General features: G+C 51.8%; 7 protein-coding genes, 1 tRNA gene and 1 pseudogene. All 9 read left to right on the top strand.

The annotated features are described in order from the left end of the window. Positions 1-12: 12 nt before the first annotated feature. The 9 genes and pseudogenes from QMO62_RS14670 (at position 13) to QMO62_RS14625 (ending at position 11,202) form a co-directional block, all read left to right on the top strand. Positions 13-987, top strand: a complete 975-nt coding sequence (locus QMO62_RS14670; protein ID WP_284642020.1) for an ABC transporter permease — start codon at positions 13-15, stop codon at positions 985-987. 15 nt (positions 988-1,002) lie between these two features. Further along, positions 1,003-1,896: a carbohydrate ABC transporter permease gene (locus tag QMO62_RS14665; protein ID WP_284642018.1), complete on the top strand. Its 894-nt coding sequence runs from the start codon at positions 1,003-1,005 to the stop codon at positions 1,894-1,896. A 78-nt stretch (positions 1,897-1,974) separates the two neighbouring features. Beyond that, positions 1,975-2,145 carry a hypothetical protein gene (locus tag QMO62_RS14660; RefSeq protein WP_284642016.1) on the top strand — a complete coding sequence of 57 codons (171 nt, stop codon included), beginning with the start codon at positions 1,975-1,977 and terminating at the stop codon, positions 2,143-2,145. Positions 2,146-2,190: 45 nt separating this feature from the next. Further along, positions 2,191-3,657 (top strand): ABC transporter substrate-binding protein, encoded by a 1,467-nt coding sequence (locus QMO62_RS14655; protein WP_284642014.1) that lies wholly within the window; start codon positions 2,191-2,193, stop codon positions 3,655-3,657. A 93-nt stretch (positions 3,658-3,750) separates the two neighbouring features. Next, positions 3,751-8,025 (top strand): CBM96 family carbohydrate-binding protein, encoded by a 4,275-nt coding sequence (locus tag QMO62_RS14650; protein ID WP_284642013.1) that lies wholly within the window; start codon positions 3,751-3,753, stop codon positions 8,023-8,025. 437 nt (positions 8,026-8,462) lie between these two features. Further along, positions 8,463-8,527: transfer RNA gene (locus QMO62_RS14645), tRNA-Ser, on the top strand. Next, a pseudogene (locus tag QMO62_RS14640) lies at positions 8,505-9,509 on the top strand (X2-like carbohydrate binding domain-containing protein); the annotation flags it as partial. The gene QMO62_RS14645 and the pseudogene QMO62_RS14640, both read left to right, overlap by 23 nt. 6 nt (positions 9,510-9,515) lie before the next feature. Continuing rightward, positions 9,516-10,415: a X2-like carbohydrate binding domain-containing protein gene (locus tag QMO62_RS14630; protein ID WP_372516720.1), complete on the top strand. Its 900-nt coding sequence runs from the start codon at positions 9,516-9,518 to the stop codon at positions 10,413-10,415. Next, positions 10,393-11,202 carry an S-layer homology domain-containing protein gene (locus QMO62_RS14625; RefSeq protein WP_284642011.1) on the top strand — a complete coding sequence of 270 codons (810 nt, stop codon included), beginning with the start codon at positions 10,393-10,395 and terminating at the stop codon, positions 11,200-11,202. Before QMO62_RS14630 ends, QMO62_RS14625 begins: the two co-directional genes overlap by 23 nt. The last annotated feature ends 30 nt before the right edge of the window (positions 11,203-11,232 follow it).

Here is an 11,232-nt window from a genome sequence, read left to right as displayed (position 1 = left end):
AGGTGTACACGTATGAGCAAGGTCCAGCCTGCCATGAAGCCTCAGACCCGAGCTCAGCAGATAAAGGCAGGCACTCCCGGATGGTGGAAGCAATTCCGCAAAAACCGCTTTTTATTGATGCTGACGCTACCCATGGTTCTCTTCATATTCGTATTTAAATATGTTCCGATGTTCGGTGCCATCGTTGCTTTTAAACGCTTTCAGTTTAATAAGGGCATATGGGGCAGCGAATGGATTGGCTTCAGTAATTTTAAATTTTTGCTGGATTCACCGGATCTATGGCGTATCGTACGGAATACGCTGGCGTACAACTCGGCGTTTATCACCTTGAACCTGGCGGGGGCCCTGCTGATTGCCCTGCTGCTTTATGAGATGTCGAGCAGGAAGCTGCTGAAGGCGTACCAGACGGTGATGTTCTTTCCCCATTTCCTCTCATGGGTCGTTGTGGCGTATATGGCCTACGCGTTCTTGAATCCCCGATCCGGGATGATGAACCAACTGCTGGAATGGATGGGTTATGCGCCGTTGGATTATTACAATCTGGCAGGGCCGTGGGTCTACATTCTTCCGATCGCCCAGTTATGGAAGGAGATTGGGATGGGGGCTATTATTTATTACGCCGCTCTGATGGGCATAGACCCTACCTACTATGAGGCGGCCAAAATAGACGGTGCCAGTAAGTTTCAAATGATGTTCCACGTTTCGCTGCCGTTCGTATACCCGATCATAACGATACTGACGATTCTTGCCGTTGGGCAAATTCTGGAGGCAGACTTCGGCTTGTTCTATCAGCTGCCGATGAACTCAACGACGGTCTATGCGACAACGGACGTTATTGATACTTATATCTTCCGCGCTTTGACCGTGAACGGCGATATCGGCATGTCGGCCGCAACCGGCCTGATCAAGTCCTGCGTGGGCTTCGTGCTCGTCATCGGAACGAATGCCTTAGTGAGAAAAATCAACTCAGACAACGCGCTGTTCTAGGAAAGGAGGCCTCTCATGCGGGCAACGATCGCGGAGCGCTGGTTTACCGGCTGTTCGCACATATTCATGATTTTGCTAAGCGTCGCTTTCATCATTCCGATTATTTCGATTGTCTCCATCTCTTTGTCTAATGACGAGGACATCGCGCAATTCGGTTACCGGCTGCTGCCGGTGAAGCTCGATTTGGAGGCTTACCGATTTATCTTTTCTACCCCTATGACGCTTATAAATGCTTACAAGGTGACCTTCATCATGTCAGCGGCAGGCACCATCATATCTCTGGTTATGATATCGACGTGTGCTTATGCCTTGTCACGCCAAGATTTCGCTTACCGCCGGATCATTACGTTCTATCTGTTTTTTACGATGCTGTTCAGCGGCGGGCTTGTCCCATTCTATATCCTGATGACCAATTATCTGCACCTGCAGAACACGTATGCGGCTCTGATCATTCCGGTACTCGGCAATGTCTGGTACGTGTTCCTGATGCGGACGTTTTTCCAGCAGCTGCCTGAGGCGCTGGCGGAATCGGCCACCATTGATGGAGCGGGCGAGCTGCGCATCTACATGAGTATCATCCTGCCACTATCCAAGCCCGTGCTGGCGACGATCGGACTGATGCAGCTGCTGACGTACTGGAACTCCTGGTACCCGGCCTTACTGTTTATTTCGCAGAAGGATATGTATCCGCTGCAATATTTACTGCAGGTGATGCTGCAGAACATTAACGAGATTACCAAAAATATGCAGGACAATGTGATGGTCGATTTATCCGCGTCGGCGAATTTGCCGACAGAGAATATGCGCATGGCGATGTGTATACTGGCTATCGGTCCGATGCTGTTCGTATTCCCGTTTTTTCAGAAATACTTCGCTAAGGGGCTTACCGTAGGCTCGGTGAAAGGATGAATCCGAATTAAAGCCGGTCCGCCGGTTTTAAGATATACTTATTAAAAATTCCAGTGAATCACAAGCGGAGGGGAACCTTTGAATCTGGAAACGCATAGCGGTCGCCTCTTGAAGACAGATTCCAACCTCGTCATACATTCCAAGGGATATCATGACGGGGGGCACCGCAAAGTAATCGGAATCAACTACAGAGCTTATCGTCACTTTGCGGGGTGGAGCAGCGATTGGAAGATCGAAGGTTCACCCTAACGACCACCACCGATTCACTGGACTTTTAGATCAGGGAGGGTTTATATGCAGAAGATGAAGAAGAGATGGGGGCTATCGCTGGCTGGCTTGATGGTGACAGGGTCCCTGCTGGCGGGGTGCGGAAGTGCAGATACACCGCAGCAATCCCCGGCAGCGACTGCTGCAGAAGCAACAAAGGGACCACCGGAGAAGCTGATCTGGTACGTTCGCTACAGCGAGCCGGCGAATGCCAAGGCTGTGGTAGCCAAGGCTAATGAGCTGATCCAGAGCAAAATCAACGCTACGCTTGATCTGCGCTTTATTAATCCCGGTGATTACGATAACAAGATGCAGCTGATTATGTCCTCGGGAGAGGAGTATGACCTGGCATTTACATCAGCGTGGGCCAATAATTACTTGAACAATGTAGATCGTGGGGCCTATATCCCGCTGGACGACATGCTGGTGAAATATCCGGATCTTCAAACCATCCTGCGCAAGGAAGTCTGGAACGCCGTGAAGGTGAAGGGACATACGTACGGGATTCCAAACAATCAGATCATGGTCAGCCAGGACGGCATTTGGTTCAAGAAGGATATTGCCGAAAAGTACGGGCTAGATGTCCAAAATGTTAAGAGCCTCGAAGATCTTGGTAAATTGTACGCCGCCGTGAAGGAAAAAGAGCCGGCCATTATACCGCTGCGTGCGGGCACCGTTTCTTTTGGTTTCAATAGTTATGTGCCGAATGTGGAGAATCTGTTCTCTATCGATACCGCCACCTGGAAAGTTTATGACAAAACGCAAAATTACGTCGATGAATACAAAGCCTTCCGTGAATGGTATCAGAAGGGGTACTTCCCACAGGACGTCGCAACCTTGAAGGATGAAACGAGTCTGATCAAGGCGGGTAAAATATTCAGCCGCTACGGTCGCCAAAAGCCTGGCGGTGACGCCGAGTTAAGGGCAGCCTATGGCTTTGATGTCGTTCAGACGGCAACCGGCAAGCCCATTATCGGGCGCAGCGCCGCCTTATCGACACTGACAGCAATCAGCGCGACCTCCAAGAAGCCGGAGCTAGCTATGCAGCTTATTCATCTGGTCAACACCGATAAGGATCTGATCAATCTGCTGTCTTTTGGCATCGAAGGGGCAGACTATACCAAAATTGGGGATAAACGCATCGAGAAGAAACCGGGAAGCTATGAGCTGCCGAGCTGGATCGTGGGGAACGTATTTAATTCCTATCTGCTTCCGGGACAGCCGGATGATGTATGGGAGCAAACGAAGAAGGTCAACGAGACGGCACAGATTGATCCGCTGATTTCCTTCAATTTTGACCGTACGAGTGTAGAGAACGAGATGGCTCGCCTGACCGCCATCGAAAAAGAGTTCCAGCCGATCCTCGACAACGGGTTGGACGATACTGACAAGATACTGAAGCTGCGTGAAGAAAAAATGAAAGCGGCGGGCTTCGACAAGGTGCTTGCCGAGGTTCAGCGTCAGTTGGACGAATGGAGAAAAACGCAAAAATAAATACCGGTTAGCCAAGCATGGAAGGTCTGTATCCAATAGGGGAACGGCAGACCTTCCGGCCACTATCCTAAACAAATGAAAGGTGGATGAATGATGATCATGAGCAAAGAGGCGGTTCGTAAGCTGGCAGGTCTGCTAGCTATCATGCTAGTGCTGCAGGGGTGGATGTTTCACGTTCAAATTGTAAGCGCTTCCCCTACGATCTATTACGTATCGGTTAACGGGGATGACAGCTCGGGAGACGGCAGCGAAGCGAATCCATGGAGGACTTTGCAAAAAGCAGCTGACAGCATGATAGCCGGAGATACTTGCATAGTCCGTGAAGGTGTATACCGGGAGACCGTAACACCGGCCCGTTCCGGTACGGCGGAAGCCCCTATTACGTTCAGGAGCTTTCCGGGGGAGACGGTCACTATTAGCGGAGCCGAGCCGCTGACCGGGTGGACGGAGGACCCGGAGGCTTCCGGCACCATCTACAAGGCGCCAATGGCCTGGAGTCTTGGTTCGGGGAATCAGCTTTTTGTGAATGGAGGAATGGCCGAAGAAGCGAGATGGCCCAATAACACCGGAACTCGATTAGAGCCTACGCTTGCTGTAATGAGTGCGGGCAACAACACCAGCTTGACCGATCTTCTGATCCCAGCGGATGTGGATTGGGTTGGAGGAACCGTCTGGTTCGCCGGAGGAGCGGCATGGGTCGGCCAGGATAGCCTCATTACCGGATTCAACCCGGCTGACGGCATCATGACGTATACATCAGTGCGGGCGAGCAACTCCAACTATGACGCGCGCGTCGGTAATTCCTATTACCTGTCCGGTGTGAAGGGCGCTCTGGATGCGGATAATGAATGGTGGTATGACAGCACGAACCAAGAGCTATACCTGCAGCCTTCTAACGGGATGGCAATAATGGGACTACTGGTGGAGGCGAAGAAGCGGCTGTATGGACTTGACTTATCGGGCAAGTCTTACATCCGGATGGAGGGCATCGATTTGTTCGCAGCCAGTATTAAGACCGATGATGAAACCAAATATCTGCTTGTCGACGGAATGAAGGCTTCCTATATTTCCCATAACATACGCAATCCGCAAAGCAACCCGAACGAAAACAATAACGGCATTACGCTGAGAGGCGAACACAACGAAATCCGCAACAGTGAACTGGCTTACAGCTCCGGTAGCCTGCTAAATGTGAAGGGGAAGCATCACAAAATCGTCAACAACTATATTCATGACGGCAACTATGCGGGGACGTGGAATGGACTGATCTCCGCAGCGGGCCAGGAGCACTACATTGGCTACAACACACTGACCCGTTCGGGAAGAGATGTGATGAAGCTGGATAGTCCGAATCAGATGATCGTGGAATACAATGACTTCTCCTATGGAGGGCTGGTGACCTACGACAGTGGTCTGATCTACACAGCCGGGGATGATGCGATGCGCTCCGAGATTCGTTACAACACGCTTCACGATATGTACACGCACTTGGGGATGGGCATCTATACTGACAACCAAAGCAGTAACTTCATCATCCGCCACAATGTCATCTGGAATGTGCCGAATGCGGACCCGATCCGCTTGAATTCCCCGAGCAACTACAATCTGGTGTTCAACAATACGGCTGGCACGAACACCAAGGGGATGGCCACCTGGGCAATCGTATTCCGCGGCGATATGTTCGGTGACCGGGTGTTCAACAATATATTTGCCGGAGGCGATATCAGCTTCGAAGATTCCGCGGGGGTTGTAACGGGGAATAATGTTGTTACCGGCCTCGACCCGCGGTTCGTTGATCCGCTGCAGCATGATTACCGTCTCCAGGCAGGATCACCCGCTATTGATGCGGGACGTGTCATTCCGGCTATTAACGACGGCTATGCAGGCACGGCACCAGATATCGGGGCCTATGAGTATGGACAGCCGTTATTCAGAACGGGACACGACTTCGATACGCCCCCGGTCATCGGCAGCGTGGTCAGGAGCATACCACCTTATGTCAATTTGGTCCGCAACAGCGGATTCGAGACGGGGACCCTGCACGAATGGACGGTTACTTCCGGCATTGCAAAGGCCATCTATGCCTCTGGCGGAGCATGGTCGTCGGAGACCGCGGCGATGCGGACGCAGAGCGGCGGCGTACAGTTGAAGGGCTCTGGCTCGGAAGTGGTGCAAACGGTTGCGGGCTTGGAGCCGGATACACGGTATACGTTCTCGCTATGGACAAAGACGAGCTCACCTTCAGCCCAGGCGGCCTTCGGTGTCAGGGATTACGGCGGTGTGACTGTCGAGCAGCAGGTTTATGGGGCGGATTGGGTACAGCGTACATTCGATTTCACAACAGGACCATCGAGTACGTCAGCGACTGTGTTCCTGGGACAGACAGGGGCCGGCGGCACCGGCAATGAATTAGTCGAGCTGGATACGCTGACGATGCCATCTACAGCTTCGGCTGTACTGGAATACAATGCGACTTCTTATATTCAAGCACAAGTAAGCGGTGACGGGACAGCTAGCCTAAATATGAAAGGAGCTGGCAGCAGAACGACCTTTGCGCTAAGACGAAGCGGAGACAAGCAGCCGAAGCTGATCGTTACGCTGGCGGGATCTTCGACACCCATCGAAATTGCTGCGACGGACAGCGCAGGTGTACGAAACCGCATGGGAACAACAGATGCGGACAGCAGCTTTACGAATCCGACTTCCTTCAACGCGGCCAATTGGAACAGCGGTTATCAGGAAGAGTTTTATTTGAAATTCCCGCTGAGTCAGTTGGAGGGAAGCCAGATTACACATGCCAAGCTGAGATTGTACGCTGCAGGAGCTGCGGCCGCCGGGGCGAAGAGTACCTTGTTCGGCCTCGATGAGGACAATTGGTCGGAATCGACGCTGACTTGGAACAATAAGCCACAGGCTCTTGAGATGACGGTGAGCTATGATGATATTGGCGTTATTTTGCCCCTAGACCACCAGTCGGAGGCAGACGCGCTCAGAGATGTCATTCTCGCCTCGCAAATTATATATGCGAGGGCTTTGGCTGACGAAGAGTTTTCCTCTGACGTGCTGGATGATTTGGCTCTCGCGATCGAACAAGCGAAGCTAGTGGCGAGCAATCCTGCGGCAACACAGACAGAACTGACAGCAGCTCGTGAGGAGCTGAAGGTGAAGCAAGAGACGCTGCAAACACGCAAAGATTTGCTGCTTGCGCTGCAGAAGGCCAACCAACTGCTGGAGTTGTCTACGGAAGGGGCGCTCCCGGGCCAATTCGCGGGAAGCGCAAGGACAGCTTTGCAGGATGAGATCCTGCTTGCGCAAGAGGCCTTTGAGGATGCGGAGCAGGACCGGTCGCAGCTCACGGCCGTGAAGCTGGCTCTGGAGGCGGCGGGGAACGCGTATGAGCTGCGTGTGGTGACAACTCCGGTGTCTCTTTTGCCCAAGATTCAGCTGGATGAACTGCTGGCCCATCCGCAGGGCTGGTCCGAGACTTATACGTCGCTGGGTAACGGCTGGCAGCGCTTCTTCAAGGATTTCACCAGATATACGGCTGAATCATTCGGCAGCGGCGTATTTGCTTGGAACTTGAAGTACAATTTCTTGAATATCGCCTCGGAGTGGCCCGGTATTCTCCTAAGATCCCAGAAGCCGAGCGGCCCGTTGAATCAGGATACGACCTATTTGTTCATCTTCAAAGCCGGGGTATGGGAACTGCAGAAGTGGGTGAACGGCAAGCAGACTGTTTTCAAGAAATTCCCGAATACCCAGTTCGACGGAACGGCATCTCCCGTCTATATGGGCGCGGTCAATGTAGAAGGAGGAGTGCGGCTGCTCTGCTATGTCGAAGGCCAGCCTGTGTTCGATTTGATTGACCGGGTGGACCCGATCTACGAGGATGGCTACTTCGGCTTTGTCTCCTCCGGCCAGTCCGGGGATATTGAAGCCCAGCCACTGAATCTTCCGGAAGCAGCGTTGCAGGGAGATCCCGAGGTTGCCGCCGGAGATGAGCTTGTGTTGAAGCTTCATGTCAGCGGATTAAGCGGGAGTATTCAGCAGTCCGTATACGGGGCTGTGTATGGGGGTTCTTTTATGGTGCAATTTGATGCTGAAGGCTTCGATTACTTAGGCGCTGAAGCGCTGATAGAACAAACCGGGCTGCAAGTGACACAAAGCGGCGGTACGTTGAATGTCGGGTGGTCTAGTGAGTCCGCGGTCCGGCTAGAAGAGGGGGAGACTGTCCTGGAGCTGATCTTTCGAGCCAAGCCCATCCCCGGGTTCAAGTCCTTCAGGCTAAGGGAGACCATGTTGGTGAACGAGGAGCAAACGAACATTTCAGTCATTCCTCTTTCCCATCGGGTTGAGGTGCTGCCGTAATGGGCTTCCGGGCAGCAAATTAGATCAGATTAAGAGGATCGTTATCTAGGTTACACTCCATGCATTTAGCTGGTCATGTTCTCTCTCGTGATAAATACAGATCTAAGCCAACATATGGGCTTGGATCTGTATTTGTGTATAGCGTTACATAGCTGGGATGTAAACAGCTTGATTCCTGAATAGCCAAAGGGTTATCAGAAATTCTCGCAGGAATTAAAGCGATGTAAATAAATAATCAAGGCCTATAAGGAAATCGCGGCTAATCTGCTGCTTGATGTTGCTCAGGGGCGGGAAACTGATCCATACTTATCTGCAAGCTTTAGCTCGGTGTATCGGGAAACGGGAGGAAGGGGTCACCAAGGATTCAAATATGATCAAGAGCATGTTTACAAAATTTAAACTTTGGATAAATATGATCAGTGACCAAGATCATCGAGGCGCATGGACGGGTTACTTCGCCTGATAAGCGACAGGTCGTTGGTTCGAATCCAACTGTTCTGCAGCCCAAATATATGGGTTCGAGATGCAACGTTTATTTGAATAAGGATATAGAGCAGTGCTTTGCAGTCAGCCGCAACGGCTACAAGATCAAGCATGTGGATTTGACGGAGATTTACGGCATGCTGTTGCTCAAATTCGGCGGTTATATGGAAGAACAGAAGATTGCCGTACTGATTATGGATGGTGAGCTTCTCCCATGGAAGGCGCTGGGCGAAGGGCTGATCGAAAGGCAGTTCGAGCCCATTGAAAAAGCGTTGGATACAGAGCTAACGTTTCTAAAGCAAAACGGTTTTGAAGAAACCTATAATAAACTCATTGCCGAATATGAAGCGAGCGGGTTTGAAAAAGACCAGCATCGTACAGCGAAATCCGCTTTAAGCGACAAATACGGATCGAGTGTGTATCAAAACTATAAGTATGTCCATGAGATTCGGGATAGTTATATCCCATTATCCGAGCACGTGGAGGCTTATCAAACGTACAGAAGGCAGTTGGAGTTGTATGCGGAAGACGAGGCTATGGAATATAAGCCGTTTGCCGTTCTGAAGATTGTGTATGAAGACGGGAAGGAACAAGTTCCGGAATGGAAGACATCCGAGATGTACGGTTTTCTGTCGGAGGATGAGGCGCTTGCGCTGGATCTATCCGAACCGGACTGCCTGGAGAAAGCGGAGCGTTACTTTTCCAAGCTTACGATGGAGAACCATATGGAGGGTATCGTAATTAAGCCCGAGCTGTGGAACGGAAAGACAGTACCTTATATGAAGGTGCGAAATCCCGACTATTTGTCCATCATTTACGGATATGATTATAAGTTCCCGAACGGATTAGGATTGACAAGCATTACGGAAGATTCTACTCCTCTTGTATCGGGAACGGATTATACGGTAAATGGGAACACAGTGACGATTAACAGCTCGTACTTGAACCTGCTGCCGATTGGAACAAAGACGCTGACGTTCCATTTTGGCGCCAGTGCGCCTCGGACGCTGACTCTATCGATTACCGACAGTTCCGGTCCGCAAAACAGCAGGATCACACCGGAATCCGGCACATTCGGCAAAAACATTACGCTGCAGTCACCATTGAACGTAACGATGGCTACATATGGAAATACGCTGGACAACATCGCCGACGCTTCGACCGCTCTTGTGCAAGGGGCGCAGTACAGCGTCAATGGCAACACGGTCACGCTGAGCAGCGCGTACTTGGCGTGCTTGCCGGCCGGCCCGAAGACGCTGACGTTCAACTTCAGCGCAGGTGCGCCGCAGACCTATACGATCACGGTGATCGATACGACGCCTGGCCCGCAAAACAGCAGGATCACACCGGAATCCGGCACATTCGACAAAAACATTACGCTGCAGTCACCATTGAACGTAACGATAGATACATATGGAAATACGCTGGACAACATCGCCGACGGTTCGGCCACTCTTCTGCAGGGGTCGCAGTACAGTGTCAATGGCAATACGGTTACACTGAACAGCACGTACTTGGCAAGCTTGCCGATCGGCCCGAAGACGCTGACGTTCAACTTCAGCGCCGGTGCGCCGCAGTCGTACACGATCACGGTGATCGATACGACGGTTAACCCAGTTCCGAATCCTCCGGTGCTGCAGTCGGTAGTACCGGCCAGCGGGCAGACAGTCACCACGGTGGTCGTCGACCCGGCGAGGCTGGAAGAGCGGCTGAATACAGCCGGACAAAATGCAGTCATTACGATCCCGATCACGACGGCATCGGATGTAGTGGTCGGTGAGTTGAACGGGCAAATGGTCAGCAATTTAGAGAAAAAGCAGGCGATCCTCGAGATCCAAACCGATGCCGCATCGTATGCGATTCCGGCGGAGCAGATCGACATCGATGCCATATCAACAAGACGTTAAGCTGACGGATATCAAGATCGAGATCGAGATCGAGATCGCCAAACCTTCGACGTTGGAAGAATCGATCGTACCTAATGCAGCGAAAGCGGAAGGATTCAGCATCGTGCTGTCGCCGCTAAAGTTTACGGTTCGGGGCATCTACAACGGCAACCCGTTTGAGATTAATAAGTTCGACGCGTATGTGGAGCGCACGATCGCGATTCCGGACAACGTAGACGCATCGAAAATTACGACGGTGATTGTCGTTGACCCACAAGGTGTGACGCGCCATGTGCCAACGCAGATCTTGAAGATCGATGGACACTATTACGCCAAAGTAAACAGCCTGACGAACATTCTTTATACGCTGATCCATCATCCGATTACGTTTAAAGATGTAGAGACGCACTGGGCGAAGGAAGCTGCAAACGATCTGGGTTCGCGTATGATTGTGAACGGAGTGGGCAACGGCTTGTTTAACCCGGATCAAAGCATGACTCGTGCGGAGTTCACAGCGGTCCTGGCGCGGGCGCTTGGATTGAAGCCGGAAAACAGCGTAACATCGCCGTTCAAAGATGTGAAGAGCAGCGACTGGTTTAGCGGAGCTGTGCAGGTGGCGTATTCGTACGGCTTGATCAGCGGCTTGGAGGACGGTACGTTCCGCCCGCAAGAGAGCATTACGCGCGAACAGGCGATGGTCGTGATTGCCAAGGCGATGAAGATTACGAAGCTGAAGCCGGCAGTTGCTTGGACGCCATCGGTGAGCGAATTCACAGACCGCGCCATGCTGGCTGGCGCCGAAAGATGAAGTGTCACGCGCGGAAATATCAACGCTTAT

It is taken from the genome of Paenibacillus silviterrae (assembly GCF_030167925.1).
GTDB classification, from domain to species: domain Bacteria; phylum Bacillota; class Bacilli; order Paenibacillales; family NBRC-103111; genus Paenibacillus_G; species Paenibacillus_G silviterrae.
This window is presented reverse-complemented; position numbering and strand designations above follow the sequence as displayed.